This window comes from Ascidiimonas aurantiaca (genome assembly GCF_037646345.1).
In the GTDB taxonomy this organism is placed as follows: domain Bacteria; phylum Bacteroidota; class Bacteroidia; order Flavobacteriales; family Flavobacteriaceae; genus Ascidiimonas; species Ascidiimonas aurantiaca.
Genome location: NZ_JBBEWR010000002.1, coordinates 263,594 through 280,356, shown reverse-complemented (window position 1 = coordinate 280,356; position 16,763 = coordinate 263,594). Strand labels below are relative to the sequence as shown.

The window sequence follows — 16,763 nt, the reverse complement described above, 5'->3', positions numbered from 1 at the left end:
GTTCTTACTGCATAGTCACATTACTCAAGTCTGCATAAATAGTAATCGTATTTCCGGAATTCTTATCCTTAAAAAACCCTGTAACATACTTTTGTCCACCTTCTTCTAATACTTTTAGATTTAAGTTTTCAGGATAACGCATTTTAGAATTTATTGATTTACAATCTATAGAAAACGGGGTCTTTGGGAGTGAAAAAACAAGATCGGTATTGTCCAGATGTATATCCAGATATTCAAAAGAATCTGATATTTTATCAATAGTGAGTTTACTAAATGCGCTTTCTATATCTCCTTGTTTCGCAATTAAGCCAATACGTATATCTGAAGAGTTTGAAGTAAGCTTCATGTTTTTTACGTTCTCAAGCTCTACCTCTTTGCTATAATTCACATTTAAATTACCATAATTCCAGTTCTGTACTTTAAGCGGCGAGTACGAAGCTTTAATAAAAGTATTATACCCGTCAATGGTACCGGCAAGCAACCTTGTGTGTGACAAGGTTGCTTTGATATTTTTCATATTCTCGGCCAATTTTACTTCTCCGTGCCGTACATTGATCTTTAGCCTGGCACCTTTAGGCATTTTAATCTTGATCGTTTTCTTTACATTAAGGTTCGAGTTTCTTCCCTCTGCATTTCGGTAAATGAAAAAATTATCTTTTTTATCCCGGGCTGCTTTTTCAATAAGTTCTTTTCGAATGCTTTGTGTTTGCTCTCGCAGTTCCTGAACCTTTTTTTCACGTTCTGCTTGTGTTTTTTTAACTTCTTCTTTCATACGCAATACCTGCACTTTCATTTCTTCACGTTGCTCTGCCATTCTTTCCTTGCGCTCTTCAAGTTCTGCTTTCCATTCTTCCATTTGCTTTTTGAAGTTACCGTCAAACTCTTTTTTAAACTTCTTTTTCCATTTTTCAAGATATTTATCCCCGTCTTTTTTATAAGCCTCATAATCAAAGTTAATTGATTCTATACTTTCAAAAGCTAAGGGAGGCATCGGGGGTAAAGGTGGCATATCAGGCATTTCAACCACAAAAGGAGCGATCTCCGGAAAGTCAACCATTTCAGGAACCACAAAATTAAAATCATCATCACTTATTATATGCTCATTACGCCTTCCGTAGTAAAAAATATTTGGAGAAATATTGCTGGATACAGAAACCTCACTACTATTTCCAATAGCTTTGAAGCCCCACCCGTCAAAATAAGCTTCCGCTTTCTCTTTGGTAGCATCTTCGATTTCAATATAACCTGTAACTTCTACCACATCTTTATCCCAGGTTTCAAATTCAATATTGGTATAACTGGTGTTAAGATCAATAGTTACATCTTTATTCACATTAAAGGTTTCTTTATACGTTTTAGATTGTTTCTGTGCGTATGTGAAAGAAACCGCCAGTAACAATACAATAGCTGCTTTAAATTTGTTGATCGTTAAATTTTTCATTTTTGTTTTCTTTTAATTCTTTTAACTTCTCTTTTAATCGGTATAGCAATTGAAGTTTTAGCTGCAAATTGGTAATAATGGCAGATACGGTTTTTTCATTGGGCCCTACGGTATTGAGCTCTTTATTAAGATTTACATATTCATCGTTTAATTCAGATAACCGTTGAATATAGCCGTCAAAGAGCTTTTTATTGTCTTTGGTAACCTCAATGTTGGCCAATTCGAGATTAATATTGGCCAGGTAATACTCCTCTACTTTTTTAAGATCAGGTGAAAGGTCTCCAAGAGTAATGGCAGGCGTTTCCTCATTCTTAACCGGCTGGGTATCTACTATACCATTACCGGCATCAGGAAGACTGTTCATATCTTTCATATAAAAAAGTCCATATCCTAATGCAGCTACTATGGCAATGACAGCTGCTATTTTTAAGAAGAAAAATGAATTTTGGTGCTTTACCACTGGCAGCTCCTTATCCAGTTTCTCCAAAAAAAGTGCTTCATGCCTTTTACTAAGCTTATGAGGTGACAATTCCCTGTGTTCCTTAAACATCTCTTTAAGATCTCGCTCCATATCTTGCACTTGTTAAAAGTTGTTTTAATTTTCGTTTTCCCCGCATTAGCTGAGTTCGGGAGTTGATTTCTGAAATCTGCAGTATTTCTGAAATCTCGCTATGGTCGTACCCTTCAATCAAATACAATGAAACTACATATTTGTAATTTTCAGGCAGTTCCTCAATAGCATTTTTAACTTCACTAACCGTTATTTCCGCTTCTACCTTCCAGTCATCTTCTTCCTCAGTTAGGTGCATGTAGGTTTCGTCTAAAGAAAGTGCCTCATTTTTTCTTATTTTTAAAAAATCAATACACTTATTAATGACAATACGTTTTAACCATGCACCAAAGGTGACTTCTCCTTTAAACTGATGCATTTGCTTAAAAGCTCTTATAAATGACTCCTGCATAACATCCTCAGCGTCCTGAGTGTTTTTTAAAAAGCGCATAGCTACATAAAACATGGCTTCGCTGTACTGCCGGTATAAAGACAGTTGCGCTTTTCGGTCATTTAATTTGCACTTTTCAATCAATTCGGTTTGAAACATGCCAGCTAGTTTCTAGTTTAATTACAATTGCTAACTACCCTAAAGACGATATAAAAAAAGTAGCGTTGCAAATTCTTTAAACTTTAATTTTTTTTAACTAAAGTTGTCTTTTAAAGATACATTTTTTAACATAAGAAGGATTATCTGTCTTTTAACCAACTGATACTTTTTTGATAGTTTCAACAGTAAAATAAGTAGTTTAAAGGGTATTGAAACACAATGCATAAGAGACTCTATGGCATTTTGAATATCTTTGTAAAACAAATATAGCTGCCTTTGCGGGGTGGAAGACCGATCTTAAAACTGAACCACCATGAAAAAAATACTGAAATGGGTTGCCGGGATTATTATTGTTTTTATAGGTATTTACCTCATAGTACCCCCTATTATGAAAAAACAAACTAAAAAACACAGTCCGGAAACTACCATTAATTATCAGCAAAAAGGGTATGATCTTTCTGTGTATTATAACAGGCCCTCTGTGAAAGGGCGAGTAATATTTGGAGACCTTGTTCCTTATGGAGAAGTTTGGAGAACGGGCGCCAATGAAGCAACTGTATTTACTACTGGTACCGATATCATGATTAACGGGAAGCCTCTAAAGGCAGGCACATATACATTGTGGACCATTCCCGGAGAAGCGTACTGGGAAGTGATCTTTAACAGTAAACAATATGAATGGGGTGTTACTTTAAAAGGCACCAAAATACAGGTGAGCAGAGAAAGTGATCACGATGTGTTAAACATACGTGTACCGGTCAACCAAAAAGAAACACTTACAGAAATATTTACTATTGCTTTTGAAGAAGATACTTCTTTGCAAATGACCCTGGAGTGGGAAAAAGCACGAATTGTTATACCTATTGAATAAACTTGAAAAATCCAGAAAAAAAATCTGCGCTTAGGGAGAAAGGTGGAGTGAAGCCTCAGGAGAGTACACGAGAAGACGCCGTGGCGCGAATTCGTAAAATACGGAAAAAACAACCTTCTACAGATCAATTGGTATTAGGTATCATTCAACAGGATAAAGTAGCTTTGAGCAGAGCCATTACTCTTATTGAAAGTACGCATGACTCCCATGTTAACAAAGCTGCTGAAATCCTTAAAAGATGTCTTCCTTTTGCCAATGAGTCAGTTCGCATTGGGATTACCGGTGTTCCCGGAGTTGGAAAAAGCACATTTATTGAGGCTTTAGGCAAACACCTTACCTCAATGGGTAAACGAGTGGCTGTACTGGCGGTTGACCCTTCCAGTAGCATTTCCAGGGGAAGTATCCTGGGCGACAAAACCCGTATGGAGCAGTTGGTAAAAGACGACAATGCCTTTATAAGACCCTCTCCGGCAGGCGAATCTCTGGGCGGCGTTGCCAGAAAAACAAGAGAAACCATTATACTCTGTGAAGCTGCAGGATATGATGTTATTATTATTGAAACCGTTGGTGTGGGGCAAAGTGAAACCGCTGTACATAGTATGACCGATTTTTTTCTGCTTCTCAAACTGGCAGGTGCCGGAGATGAACTACAGGGTATAAAGCGAGGTATTATGGAAATGGCAGATGCTGTGGTTATTAACAAAGCAGATGGCGATTACCTCAAGCAGGCGCACCATGCCAAAACCGAGTTTATGAGAGCTCTTCATTTATTCCCCCCGAAAGAAAACGGATGGTCTCCCAAAGTAGAGATATGCTCTGCACTTCACAACAAAGGAATTGATACCACCTGGAAAATGGTAGAAGAATATGTTCAGTTTACCAGTGATAACAGCAGTTTTCAAAAAAACAGAAAACGGCAAAATGCATTTTGGTTACGCCATACCATAAATGAGGAACTTAAAACACGGTTTTATCAGCGGCCTGAAGTTCAGGAAGCCCTTGAAAAACAGCTTAAAGCTCTGGATGATAATGAAATAAGCCCTTTTGAAGCTGCAGAACTCATATTGGGCTTGGCACAATCCTAATTCATCGCTTGCCATACGCAATAAAACAATACCTTTGCAAAATCATTTTAACTGCAAATGAATTACGACTTTACTATCATTGTTCCTGTATATAATGAAGAGGAAAACCTGGATAGGGTAGAAAAAGAACTTCTCAACTACCTAAATATCGCCTCACTTAAAACCCGTATTCTGTTTGTAAATGACGGCTCTTTAGATAAAAGCCAATCGTTGATCGAAGCAATTTGTAACCGTAATGAAGCATTTCATTACCTGCAATTTGCACAAAATCGCGGACTCAGTGCAGCGATAAAAGCAGGGTTTGACCATGTAGAGACCAGACTGGTAGGTTATATAGATTCTGACCTACAAACCTCTCCCGAAGATTTTAATATTTTACTGGGGTATATAAATGAGTACGACCTGGTAACCGGTGTACGTTTAAACCGAAAAGACTCTTTTGTAAAAAATATCTCTTCGCGTATTGCCAATGGTATAAGAAGGGCCTTTACTAATGATGGCATGGATGATACCGGTTGTCCCCTAAAAGTAATTAAAACCGAATATGCAAAAAGGATCCCTATGTTCAGAGGGCTTCATCGTTTTCTTCCTGCCATGATATTACTGCAAAACGGTAAGATCATTCAAGTGCCTGTGCGCCACTTTCCCCGTATGGCAGGAACTGCAAAGTTTGGCTTGTGGAACCGCCTTCTGGGGCCATTATCTGATTGTTTTGCTTACCTGTGGATGAAAAAGAAATATATTAACTATCAGGTTATTAAAAAACAATAAATGGCAGACTGGCTAATATATGCAATAGGCTTTTTGGCACAACTGCTTTTCTCCGGAAGAATGTTATTGCAATGGGTTCTGTCCGAAAAAAACAAAAAAGTTCTCACGCCGCGACTTTTTTGGCAGCTAAGCCTTCTGGCTTCTTTCCTGCTTTTTGTGTATGGCTGGTTACGCGATGATTTTGCCATTATGCTTGGACAAACGCTTACCTACTTTATTTACATAAGAAACATACAGTTGCAGGGAGAATGGAAAAAATTACCCTGGGCCTTCAGAGCCTTTTTATGGGTGTTCCCTGTAATGGTAGTGGTGTATGGGTATAACAACAATTCGTACGATCTCAACGATTTCTTTAAAAATGAAAGTATCCCTGTTTGGCTCATTCTTCTCGGTAGTATTGCTCAGATAATATTTACCTTTCGATTTGTATATCAATGGTTATACTCAGAGAAACGTAAAAAATCCAGTTTGCCCATGGGGTTCTGGCTCCTTAGTCTTATTGGAGCCTCCATGATCCTTACCTATGCTATCATACGACGGGATCCGGTATTATTTGCCGGCCATGCCCTGGGAATAGCAATTTATACCCGAAACCTGTTTTTACTAAAAAAAACCCATGAAAAAGTGGCTTGAACAACATCCGGTTAAAACTATTGCCGGTGCCGGGATACTTATTTTTCTTTTACATCTACAGATATTGCCCGTAACCATTATGGAAGCCCGTAATTTTATTACAGCCCGGGAAATGGTCATTGACGGTCACTGGCTGCTTACCACTATGAATGGATTACCCCGTTATGAGAAGCCACCATTACCTACCTGGTTCACTGCCATATCTGGAAGTATATTTGGCCTCCATGTTTATGCTTTACGCTTACCAACGGCACTTATGGCCGTTTTTACGGCCATTATCACCTATTTCTTTTCATTAAAACTGGTAGGCAGCAAACTGCAAAGTATAATAAATGCTTTAATATTGCTCACCTCCTTTTATATCATTGCCATTACCAATGAAGCACCCTGGGACATATATACCCATGGTTTTATGCTGACCTCCATTTATTTTTTGTTCCGATTACTTCGGGAAAAACCCAAAAAATGGCAAAATGCCCTGCTTGCCGGATTTTGTTTTGGGGCTTCTTTTATGAGTAAAGGCCCAATTGGCCTGTATGCTCTCTTTTTGCCTTTTAGTATCGCTTATGGCATAAGCTACCGTTTTAAAACCTCTGAGAAGAAAACCCTTTCTATTATTTTGTATATCTGTACAGCTTTAGTTACGGCAAGCTGGTGGTTTATATACGTTAGGGTCACAGATCCCGGGGCCTTTATTGAGATTACCCGTAAGGAAACAGGGAACTGGGCCAGCTATAATATACGTCCTTTTTACTACTACTGGAGCTTTTTTACACAAAGTGGTATTTGGGCAATTCCTTCGCTGGTAGCACTTATGTATCCCTACCTACGAAAGAAAGTAACCAACCCCTCTGCTTACCGCCTTACCTTCTTGTGGACCGTTTTTGCAGTGATCCTTTTATCGGTAATCCCAGAGAAAAAAACCCGCTACCTGGCACCGGTACTTATTCCCATGGCCATGAATACCGGTTTTTATATTACCTATCTTATCAACCATTTTCAAGAGATTAAAAAAAGCTGGGAAAAATGGGTAGTCTATTTTAATTTTTCACTCATTGCCTTAATAGGACTGATATTTCCGCTGGCAGGTTTCTTTTTGTTAGATGATGACCGCAACAGTGCCGTTCTTCCCTTTGTACTAACAGCTACAGCACTTTTTGTACTAGCTATTACGATCATAAGGCAACTTTTTAAAAAAAATATTTTTAAAGTGTTTATAGCCACTGTTAGTTTCATTATAGCCATTACTGCCTTTGGCCTCCCGCTGGCTCGCCTTTTTCAAAAAAACACCGCTTTTCATAATATAGATACTCTGGCAGACAAAATGATAATGAAAGAAACCCCCGTGTATGGTTTTGGAGATATTGCACCGGAGATGTTATGGTACTATGGCAGCCCACTCCCCATAATTCAACCGGAAAATATGGTTTTTCCTGATGAGGAGCAGTATGGGGTTTTGCTGACTCCCGCAATGGAAAATGAATTTAAACGTATATTTGCTCCCGGGTATGATATGAAACAAACAGAAGTTTTTGATCTTAATTACGCTTCCGGACCTGGAGAAAAAGGCCATAAAAAAAGGTTGGTAAGTACATTGTATATACTTTCAAAAAAATGATTTATTTCAAAAATAATACCATCCGTAACATTAGAATGCAAAGTTATCGTACTAAAGAAATACATATATTTAATTTATAACTTATGAAAAGGCTACGTAGAAGTGACCGTATTGGATATTTTTTTCTGGGACTGGTTTTTGTATTAGCTCTGTATTTTGGCTTCACTGACCTCGACTACTTTGACCATAGTTTTTCGGTTGAAGACGGCCCTGTAGAATGGGGTACAACCCTTGCCTTATTCTGTATCAGTATTCTTTGCCTGCAAAGGCTTTTTACTCTTTGGTCTCTTAAAAAAATACCGTGGCGTTTAGGTACTTTTATGTTTGCACTTCTTTTTTTCTTTGCTGCAGGAGAAGAAATATCATGGGGCCAACGAATTTTTGATATCCAATCTAGTACATTTTTTACTGAAAACAATGCCCAGGGAGAAACCAACTTACATAATCTTGTAGTGGGAGGAAAAAAAATAAATAAAATTGTTTTCAGTCAATTACTTATGCTGGTCATGGTTATTTATTTACTGGTTGCACCGGTCATGTATCGAAAAATAACCTGGTTCAAAGAATTAGTAAATAAGTTTGCCATACCTATCGTTCAGTGGCACCATACGATTGCATTTTTAATAAGTACCGGGCTGGTTGCCCTGAATCCCTCCAGTAGAAAATGGGAAGTATATGAACTGGCTTTCGGAGTAATCTTTTTACTTATTTTTCTTTATCCGTTGAACCGTTGGGTATTTACGAAAGAGAACGTGCACTGACCTCTGCACTTGCTTTTAATTTTTTATACGTAAAGCAGCCTTTTCATATAGAATGGAAAACAACCATCCTGAAAGCATTCCAATACTAATACCGGTTACCACATCTAACGGAAAGTGAACTCCTATGTAAATACGGCTATACGCTACCAACAGGGCCCATAATATCAAGACTACCGGTAAAAACCGAAAATAGGGACTCAGAATTAATGAAAAGAATGTAGCGACAGCAAAAGAATTAGCGGCATGTGCCGAAAAATAACCGTACTTTCCCCCGCAAGACGACTTTACCAAACGCATCACATCTACCAGAGAGTCGTCATGACACGGACGTAAACGTGCTACTCCATACTTAAAAAAATTGGCGAGCTGGTCTGTAGCAGTTATCATAAGTGCCACAAATAATAAGACCAACAGGGTTTTTTTCCATTTTAATTTGCCGATTACCAAAAGCAAAAGAGCAACGTAGAGAGGAATCGCTGCCCATTTATTAGACATGAACATCCAGAAACCATCCCAGGATTTAATACCCATAGTATTTAGAAAAAGAAATACTTCTTTATCAATTTCAATAAGCTTGTCAAACATAATTTTCTTAATAAAGTAGTTTACGTTTACTACAATTATTCTTCATAACGGCTTATCTCACGGTCATAAAAGGCATTAGCCTCCTGAACCAGATGTATCATTTCCTCTTCCAATTCTTTGGCTTCAGAAGTGTCCAGATCTTCCAGCCATTCCAGCTCATCAGTAGCCAGGTCAATAATAAAACGAGGAAAATCTGTATGAATAACAAACAGGGCATCAGGATAATCAGTATTATCACCCAGTAAAAATTTTGGTACTTCCATAATGATACTTTCTGTTTCTGTTTTTATTTTTTAACTAAAGGTGTTCATAAGGGGGCTTTTTCCGTGATCCACTTATTGGTAAGCAAATTAAAACGAATATACAACAAAACAGCAGAGGTAGTTAACCCTGCCAGTAAACCTATCCAGATACCGGTACTCTTAAGTTCTGTGTACAGCCCCAATATCCATGAAATGGGAAAACCCACAATCCAATAAGCAATAAAGGTAATAAGCGTAGGTATTTTTACGTCCTGCATCCCCCTAAGAGCCCCCAATACTACTACCTGTATCCCGTCTGAGATCTGGAAAAAAGCTGCTACAATGAGTAATTGCGCAGCCATTGAAGCAGTTTCCATAGTATTAGCGTAATCTGCCGTATTGGCCTGGTCCATGTACATCCAGGGGGCCTGCTTGTGAAAAATCAGGAAGAGTGTGGCAAAAAAAGTTTGTAACAAAAGGGTCATCATAAAAAAAGAGAGTGCTATTCGCCGTAAGTCTTTAAAATTTCTTTGCCCTTTTTGGTTGCCTACCCGTATCATGGTAGCAGCACCCAGCCCCATAACAAACATAAAAGTAAATGACGAGAGGTTTAAAGCAATATTGTTGGCTGCCTGTGCATTTTTACCCAAAACCCCGCTTAACCAGATAGCTGCCGTAAAAATAGCCACCTCAAAAAGCATTTGTAACGCAGAAGGAAAACCTAAACTTGCAATTTTCCTAAAAACCGAACTGTAAACTACCCTAAAGTTGATGTTTGTTACATATGGTCTAAACTTTTCCTTATTTCGGATCATAGCCCAAAGAAAAAGGACCATAAGAAAACGGGATACTAATGTTCCGATAGCAGCTCCCAGAATACCCATTTGGGGAAAACCAAACTTTCCATAAATAAGAAGATAATTAAGTGCAATATTGATTACATTACAGACCAGTGCTGCATACATGGCATATCTGGTTTGTGAAAGCCCGTCAGAAAATTGTTTAAATGCCTGAAATACGACCAGAGGGATAAGTGAAAAAGCCACCAGGTCCAGATAAGGCTTTGCGAGTACAACTACTTCGGGAGGCTGGTCAAGTGCATACATAAGAGGCTTCACCAACAGTAGGATAAAAAAAAGTAATGTACCAATTACGGCACATGATATAAGGCCATGTTTAAAAGCCTGTTTACCTTTATCAAAATTACCCGCACCATCTGCTTCTGCCACCAAAGGGGTAATAGCCGTTGAAAAGCCTATCCCAATACTCATGGCAATAAAAATAAAGCTGTTTCCCAATGATACGGCTGCGAGTTCGGCTGTACCCAACTGCCCCACCATCACATTGTCAAAAAATTGTACCAGTGTGTGCCCTAACATACCGGCAATTACGGGAAGGGCCAGTTTGGCATTATAACGAAACTCTTTTGTATAGGCAGTAAGTGGCATGACCTGAATTGAATTTGCAAAGATAGATTTTGCAGTCAATTACAATTGGCCATTTTTACATTTTTTTAGCTTCTTCCCAAAAAACATCCATTTCAGCCAAAGTCATTTCCTTAAGTGCTCTTCCTTGTTCCTTTGCCTTTTTTTCAAGGTATTGAAAGCGTTTTATAAATTTCTTGTTGGTTCTTTCCAACGCATTTTCCGGATTTACATTGAGAAAACGGGCATAATTGATCATACTAAACAGTACATCTCCAAACTCTGATTCGATAGCCTGATGATCACCTCTCTCTACTTCTTCTTCAAATTCACCCAGTTCTTCTTTTAATTTTTCCCAAACCTGCTCAGGTTGTTCCCAGTCAAATCCAACACCGGCTACTTTATCCTGAATACGATTGGCTTTTACTAGGGCGGGCAGGCTTTGAGGTACCCCTTCTAAAACACTTTTTTTACCTTCTTTTAATTTCAGGTTCTCCCAGTTCCGCTTTACATCCTCTTCATCATTTACTTCAACTTCACCATAGATATGAGGATGCCGGTCAATTAATTTATCGCATATAGTGTTAGCGACCTCTGCAATATCAAAAGCCCCTTTCTCACTACCTATTTTGGCATAAAAAACAATGTGCAGCAACAGGTCTCCTAATTCCTTTTTCACTTCCTCAAGGTCGTTGTCTAAAATAGCATCGCCCAATTCATACGTCTCTTCAATAGTAAGATGTCGTAAACTTTGTAGAGTTTGTTTACGATCCCAGGGACATTGCTCTCTGAGTTCATCCATTATGGTTAGCAGGCGGTCAATAGACTGTAACTGGTGTTCTCTTGAATTCATAATATGGCTTTGCACAAAAGTAAACAATTCTCCTATCAACCTTTCTGTTTTATTAAGTGATGTAAATAGCGTATTTTTACATGGCTCCCACTCAAATATGTTACTTGGTGAGCAATGTGTGTTTATAGAATTTCCTGTTTACAAAAGCTAAGGTCATGAGATCATACAATAAAAAAAGTCCGACTCCTGCTAAAATAGATCTATCGCAAGCTAAATCGACACAAATTACTCAATTTAAAGGTGTGCGAAAAATAGATGCGCAAATCAATCAAATTCAAACCTATGCACAAATGAGTTCTGAGGTAGCTAAACTCAGTACTTTACAAAGAAAAGCAAATGAGGGAACAAAAGCCGGGGTTGCTTCTAAGGGCGTTGTACAACGTATGATCTCGGTCAAGGAAAATTCAAAGGGGCGAATAACGGCTACAGGAGATGGTAAGAGGCCCGCCGGCCCTCTCTCTGGAGGTAGCCAGGGAGACCATACGACCGCTTATGTAACTTTCGAACATCAACTCATCAATGCGGTTTATGGTGTTACTCCTGCACAAGCATGGCAGGGACTGGTGGTTACTCATAATACCATACGCTCATTACCCGGTTATGCACAAACTGCCAAATGGCTTACCAGCCAAAGTGACCAGCGTCATACCAATATGAGCGCAGTAGATCCAAAAACGGTAACTGCCCAGGACATTCAGGATTATGCAAACTTTATACTCGAAGTGAGAAACCGCCTTAAACTAACTGCTCTTGAGACCAAAGGTGGTTCTACCGGAGGGCATAACGAAGCTACAAATGCAGGAGGATTACAGAAAGAGGAACAAAATATCAGGAATGGCAAGGCTCCAAGCTATACTAAAGATGACATTATGCTTTCCATGATGAGAACGCTGGATCATGAGAGAATTAAAAAAAATGCGGTAGATTCAACCACAAAAGGAGATATCGTTTCGCAACATATCACTTCCATTCTCGATACGTACTGGCAAGTAGCGGCTGCTTATAAAATCACGTCAGCCAATCTTTTAACATATTATAACTCGTATGTATGGGCATAGATAAAAGTCATGGTCATTATTATGATTAGTCCTTTTTATGGAAAACCTGCTTTCTTCTTTCAAAGTACACTTTTCCATACCTGAAGGGGGTTCTTCTTGAAAAATGAGTATCCGATTTAAATAAAAAGTTAAGATTGTTCTTATTTAGCAGGTAGTATGTCTTTTTCAGAGTATTTTTGCAATCATTAAAACCTGCATTGTGATTTTCGGTTTTTTTAATCAATTATAAAGATAACCGGGATTCTCAATCTTAAAATTATTATTATGAGAAAGATTTCAAGTACACTAGTAGTCCTGGTGTTGTGTTTTGGGTTTTATGCCTGCAATACCCAAAAAGAACAAAAAGAAGAAACGGTTCAAACGGAAATAGAGCAACCGGAAGTAAAACCTTTGGTTGAAAAGGTACTCTCTGCAGAAGAACAGGCAAAGCTTACACCTGATGAAGTAATACGTATTTTCAAGGAAGGTAACCAACGGTTTATGAATAATGATCTTACTACAAGAGATCATTCTGCACAGGTGAGAAACAGTACTAACGGGCAATTCCCCAAAGCAGTAATCCTATCATGTCTGGATAGCAGAGTACCTGTAGAAGATGTTTTTGACCGGGGTATAGGCGACATTTTTGTAGCACGTGTAGCCGGTAATTTCGTGAATGAAGATATACTGGGTAGTATGGAGTTTGGTTGTAAAGTAGCCGGAGCAAAACTAATACTGGTAATGGGCCATGAACATTGTGGTGCTGTAAAAGCTACCATAGACAATGTAAAGCTAGGAAATATCACTACCATGCTTGATAAAATACAACCGGCTGTAGCCATGGCTGCCGATTACGAAGGAGAAAAAAACTCGAAAAATGACGAATTTGTTCACATGGTATGCGAAAACAATATAATAAATACCATTAATGAAATTCGTGTAAACAGTGAAATCCTTAATGAAATGGAAAGCAACAATGAGATTAAGATCATTGGTGCCATATATGACATGGATACGGGAGAAGTAGTTTTTATTGACGAGGCAGTTACTGCTCCGGCACTGTAAATTATTTTTAAAACCTAGTCTTTCCGGCATCTTTTGTACAAAAGATGTCGGATTGTTATTGTACCCCTCCCTTTCAACATACGCTTACATCTTTCTTGCACATTTGTTTTCCTTACCTTTGTTATTATTCTAACACGTTTTCCATGAATAATAAAATTCATATTAAAAACATGGTTTGCCCTCGGTGTATTGAAGCAGTAAAAACGGTTTTTGCTCAACAAAAAATACGTATTAATTATGTAAAATTGGGCGAAGTAGAAACTAGTAGCCCAATCTCGGAAAATGCTAAAAACTCATTGGCAAAAGTCTTAAAAAGTAAGGGGTTTGAGATCCTTCAGGACGAAAAATCAAAACATATAGAAAAAATTAAAACTCTGATACTGGAAAAAATCCGCAATGCTGAGGCTTATTCAGATCTGACACTTTCCGAGCTTTTAACTCAGGAATTACATCATGATTATTCATATGTAAGTAAACTTTTTTCATCAGTACAAGGCATTACTATTGAAAAATATTGGGTAAAGCAGAGAATTGAACGTGTAAAAGAACTCTTGTTCTATAATGAACGCTCCCTCTCTCAAATAGCTATTGATCTGCAATACAGCAGCACGGCACACCTTTCTTCTCAATTCAAAAAAGAAACCGGAATGACTCCGTCTGCATTTAAAAAACTAAAAACACCGGGGCACGACCCTTTAGATTCATTATAATTCTTTTCCAGAATTCTATAATGCTCTCCCTCCGCTTTTTTGAGATTTTTGCAGAGACCGATTAAAGTTTTCGGTTTTTGTCTGAACCGCACATAATTTTTAAAAATGAAAAAAATAGAAAAAACATTTCCTGTTACCGGTATGTCATGCGCTGCCTGCGCATCGGGAGTAACTAGTGTTTTGAACAATACCCCCGGAGTTTTTGATGCAGACGTAAATTTTGCTACCGGAACCGCTAAGATATCCTATGAAACGGTTGTAAGTGAAGTAACCCTGCAGGAAAGGTTACGTGCTGCGGGGTATGACCTTATTATTGATACCGAAGATCCTACAGATGCACAACAAGAAATACAAAATAAGTACTACCAGCATATTAAAAGACGAACGTTAGGAGCGGGATTGTTTACACTGCCTGTTTTTATACTGGGCATGTTCTTTATGGAATGGAATGCCGGTAAATGGATATCCATGGTATTATCTATACCTGTTCTCTTCTGGTTTGGCAATCATTTTTTCGTTAATGCCTATAAACAAATGAGACAAAAGCGTGCTAACATGGATACACTGGTTGCTTTAAGTACCGGTATTGCTTTTTTGTTTAGCGTTTTTAACACGCTGTTCCCCGAATTCTGGGTACAACGAGGTATTGAGCCCCATGTGTATTTTGAAGCTGCTACAGTAATTATAAGTTTTATTTTATTGGGCAAACTACTTGAAGAAAAAGCCAAATCCAATACATCATCTGCTATAAAGAAGCTTATAGGGCTCCAGCCTAAAACGGTTACCCTGCTCATAGACGGGCATGAAACCGAAGTTACCATTGCCTCTGTAAAAAAAGGAGATCGTATTCTTGTGCGTCCCGGACAAAAAATCCCCGTAGATGGTGTTGTGGAAGACGGGCACTCTTACGTTGATGAAAGTATGATTACCGGAGAACCCATAGCCGTAGAAAAACAAGAAGGTGATAAAGTATATACAGGTACGGTAAACCAGAAAGGCAGTTTCACATTCAGGGCCCAAAAGGTAGGAAGTGAAACTCTGCTTTCACAAATCATTCAAATGGTACGCGAAGCCCAGGGAAGTAAAGCTCCTGTTCAAAAACTGGCCGATAAGATTTCCGGGGTTTTTGTACCGATCATACTGGTAATAGCAATTATAACTTTTATCATCTGGATGATCTTTGGAGGTACAGATGCTTTTACACATGCCTTATTAACTTCCATAACCGTGCTGGTAATTGCCTGCCCATGTGCTCTGGGATTAGCCACTCCTACCGCCATTATGGTGGGGATAGGTAAAGGTGCTGAAAATAACATCCTTATTAAAGATGCAGAAAGCCTGGAACGTGCACATCAAGTGAACGCTGTTGTTTTAGACAAAACAGGTACCATAACCAAAGGTACCCCCAAAGTAGTGCATTTACATCTTAAAAAAAATGTTCCGGTCTCCGTTCTTTCCGTATTCATGGCCCTGGAGTCGGCCTCCGAACATCCCCTGGCCATAGCTCTGGTAGAAAAGCTAGGAGAAGATGGTACTGTGCCCGGCACTGTTTCCAAATTTAACAGCATTACCGGTAAAGGGGTTTCAGCGAGAGGAAACGATGGTCTCATGTATTTTGCAGGGACCGCAAACCTGTTGGCTCAACATGGTATTCCCATTGATGAAGAAATGAAAAGTAAAGCAACCTTATGGCAAAAAGAAGCCAAAACGGTGGTATATTTTGCCAATGAAAAAGAGGTTTTGAGTATTGCAGCAATATCTGATACCGTGAAACCAACTTCCCCACAGGCCATTAGCAAACTTCAACAAAAAAAGATAGCGGTGTATATGCTTACCGGTGACAATTATGAAACCGCTGCTGCCGTTGCCAGACAAACGGGTATTAATAATTTTCATGCCGGAATGCTTCCTGAGGATAAAGCACTTTTTATTAAAAAATTACAGGCAGAAGGAAAAATAGTTGCTATGGCGGGCGATGGTATAAATGATGCACAAGCGCTGGCCCAGGCCGATGTAAGTATTGCTATGGGGAAAGGAACAGATATTGCCATAGATGTAGCCAAAATTACATTGACCACTGCAGACCTTTTGTATATTCCTAAGGCCATTGAATTATCGAGGCAAACGGTACGCGGTATCCGGCAAAATCTGTTTTGGGCCTTTATTTACAATCTAATAGGGATTCCCCTGGCTGCAGGTATTCTCTATCCTTTCAACGGTTTTCTATTAAACCCCATGATTGCAGGAGCAGCCATGGCCTTTAGTTCCGTATCTGTAGTTACCAATAGTTTACGTTTAAAATGGATCAAATTATAAAACAATAGAACATGAGTACATTAACTTTTAAAACGAATATGAAATGTGAAGGGTGCGTATCTAAAGTAGCCCCTCTTCTCGATAATGAGTCATTCATTGATACCTGGCACGTAGATCTTACCGGTGACGAACGCTTGCTAACGGTAGAAACCTCAGTACTTTCTCCTCAAACTATAAAAGAGATCGTAGAAAAATGCGGTTTTATTGCCGAGCTTACAGAAGATTGAACGTACTTTCCAGAACCTTACTCT

The 16,763-nt window shown here is 38.7% G+C and carries 18 protein-coding genes; 11 read left to right on the top strand and 7 right to left on the bottom strand.

Annotated elements, in window-relative coordinates:
- Positions 1 to 4: 4 nt before the first annotated feature.
- Genes WAO84_RS03800 through WAO84_RS03790 form a run of 3 tightly spaced genes read right to left on the bottom strand, consistent with a single transcriptional unit; the run spans position 5 to position 2,541 of the window.
- A complete protein-coding gene (locus WAO84_RS03800) occupies positions 5 to 1,441 on the bottom strand; it encodes a DUF4097 family beta strand repeat-containing protein (protein WP_340063720.1) in 1,437 nt (478 codons plus the stop codon).
- Positions 1,413 to 2,012 carry a hypothetical protein gene (locus tag WAO84_RS03795; protein ID WP_340063719.1) on the bottom strand — a complete coding sequence of 200 codons (600 nt, stop codon included), beginning with the start codon at positions 2,010 to 2,012 and terminating at the stop codon, positions 1,413 to 1,415. The genes WAO84_RS03800 and WAO84_RS03795 overlap by 29 nt, the downstream gene beginning before the upstream one ends.
- Positions 1,996 to 2,541: an RNA polymerase sigma factor gene (locus WAO84_RS03790; protein ID WP_340063718.1), complete on the bottom strand. Its 546-nt coding sequence runs from the start codon at positions 2,539 to 2,541 to the stop codon at positions 1,996 to 1,998. The genes WAO84_RS03795 and WAO84_RS03790 overlap by 17 nt, the downstream gene beginning before the upstream one ends.
- Before the next feature lie 313 nt (positions 2,542 to 2,854).
- On the opposite strand from WAO84_RS03790, the gene WAO84_RS03785 reads away from it, so the two are divergent.
- From WAO84_RS03785 to WAO84_RS03760, 6 genes are all read left to right on the top strand, one after another.
- Positions 2,855 to 3,412: a DUF2911 domain-containing protein gene (locus tag WAO84_RS03785; RefSeq protein ID WP_340063717.1), complete on the top strand. Its 558-nt coding sequence runs from the start codon at positions 2,855 to 2,857 to the stop codon at positions 3,410 to 3,412.
- Positions 3,409 to 4,497, top strand: coding sequence for a methylmalonyl Co-A mutase-associated GTPase MeaB (gene meaB / locus WAO84_RS03780; protein ID WP_422614473.1), 1,089 nt, complete (start codon positions 3,409 to 3,411; stop codon positions 4,495 to 4,497). The genes WAO84_RS03785 and meaB overlap by 4 nt, the downstream gene beginning before the upstream one ends.
- Positions 4,498 to 4,554: 57 nt before the next feature.
- Complete coding sequence (locus WAO84_RS03775; RefSeq protein WP_340063715.1) at positions 4,555 to 5,268, top strand: glycosyltransferase; 714 nt, start codon at positions 4,555 to 4,557, stop codon at positions 5,266 to 5,268.
- Entirely contained in the window at positions 5,269 to 5,901 is a 633-nt protein-coding gene (locus WAO84_RS03770; protein ID WP_340063714.1) for a lipid-A-disaccharide synthase N-terminal domain-containing protein, read from the top strand.
- Positions 5,885 to 7,519: an ArnT family glycosyltransferase gene (locus tag WAO84_RS03765; protein WP_340063712.1), complete on the top strand. Its 1,635-nt coding sequence runs from the start codon at positions 5,885 to 5,887 to the stop codon at positions 7,517 to 7,519. Before WAO84_RS03770 ends, WAO84_RS03765 begins: the two co-directional genes overlap by 17 nt.
- Before the next feature lie 83 nt (positions 7,520 to 7,602).
- Positions 7,603 to 8,280 (top strand): hypothetical protein, encoded by a 678-nt coding sequence (locus WAO84_RS03760; protein ID WP_340063711.1) that lies wholly within the window; start codon positions 7,603 to 7,605, stop codon positions 8,278 to 8,280.
- Between the two features lie 15 nt (positions 8,281 to 8,295).
- On the opposite strand, the gene WAO84_RS03755 is transcribed toward WAO84_RS03760, so the two are convergent.
- Genes WAO84_RS03755 through mazG form a run of 4 tightly spaced genes read right to left on the bottom strand, consistent with a single transcriptional unit; the run spans position 8,296 to position 11,384 of the window.
- Positions 8,296 to 8,865: a phosphatase PAP2 family protein gene (locus WAO84_RS03755; protein ID WP_340063710.1), complete on the bottom strand. Its 570-nt coding sequence runs from the start codon at positions 8,863 to 8,865 to the stop codon at positions 8,296 to 8,298.
- A 35-nt stretch (positions 8,866 to 8,900) separates the two neighbouring features.
- On the bottom strand, positions 8,901 to 9,128 hold the full coding sequence (locus tag WAO84_RS03750) for a hypothetical protein (RefSeq protein ID WP_340063708.1): 228 nt from the start codon (positions 9,126 to 9,128) through the stop codon (positions 8,901 to 8,903).
- A 44-nt stretch (positions 9,129 to 9,172) separates the two neighbouring features.
- Positions 9,173 to 10,555 carry an MATE family efflux transporter gene (locus tag WAO84_RS03745; protein WP_340063707.1) on the bottom strand — a complete coding sequence of 461 codons (1,383 nt, stop codon included), beginning with the start codon at positions 10,553 to 10,555 and terminating at the stop codon, positions 9,173 to 9,175.
- 55 nt (positions 10,556 to 10,610) lie between these two features.
- Positions 10,611 to 11,384 carry a nucleoside triphosphate pyrophosphohydrolase gene (gene mazG, locus WAO84_RS03740; protein ID WP_340063706.1) on the bottom strand — a complete coding sequence of 258 codons (774 nt, stop codon included), beginning with the start codon at positions 11,382 to 11,384 and terminating at the stop codon, positions 10,611 to 10,613.
- Positions 11,385 to 11,539: 155 nt separating this feature from the next.
- Between mazG and WAO84_RS03735 the strand changes: the two genes are divergently transcribed.
- From WAO84_RS03735 to WAO84_RS03715, 5 genes are all read left to right on the top strand, one after another.
- Positions 11,540 to 12,442: a hypothetical protein gene (locus WAO84_RS03735; RefSeq protein ID WP_340063705.1), complete on the top strand. Its 903-nt coding sequence runs from the start codon at positions 11,540 to 11,542 to the stop codon at positions 12,440 to 12,442.
- Positions 12,443 to 12,706: 264 nt separating this feature from the next.
- On the top strand, positions 12,707 to 13,486 hold the full coding sequence (locus WAO84_RS03730; RefSeq protein WP_340063704.1) for a carbonic anhydrase family protein: 780 nt from the start codon (positions 12,707 to 12,709) through the stop codon (positions 13,484 to 13,486).
- A gap of 143 nt (positions 13,487 to 13,629) precedes the next feature.
- Positions 13,630 to 14,196, top strand: a complete 567-nt coding sequence (locus WAO84_RS03725) for a helix-turn-helix domain-containing protein (RefSeq protein WP_340063703.1) — start codon at positions 13,630 to 13,632, stop codon at positions 14,194 to 14,196.
- A gap of 105 nt (positions 14,197 to 14,301) precedes the next feature.
- The gene (locus tag WAO84_RS03720; protein WP_340063702.1) at positions 14,302 to 16,512 is read left to right on the top strand and encodes a heavy metal translocating P-type ATPase; all 2,211 of its coding nucleotides are present in this window, start codon (positions 14,302 to 14,304) and stop codon (positions 16,510 to 16,512) included.
- An 11-nt stretch (positions 16,513 to 16,523) separates the two neighbouring features.
- Positions 16,524 to 16,739, top strand: a complete 216-nt coding sequence (locus tag WAO84_RS03715; protein ID WP_340063700.1) for a heavy-metal-associated domain-containing protein — start codon at positions 16,524 to 16,526, stop codon at positions 16,737 to 16,739.
- Positions 16,740 to 16,763 lie beyond the last annotated feature (24 nt).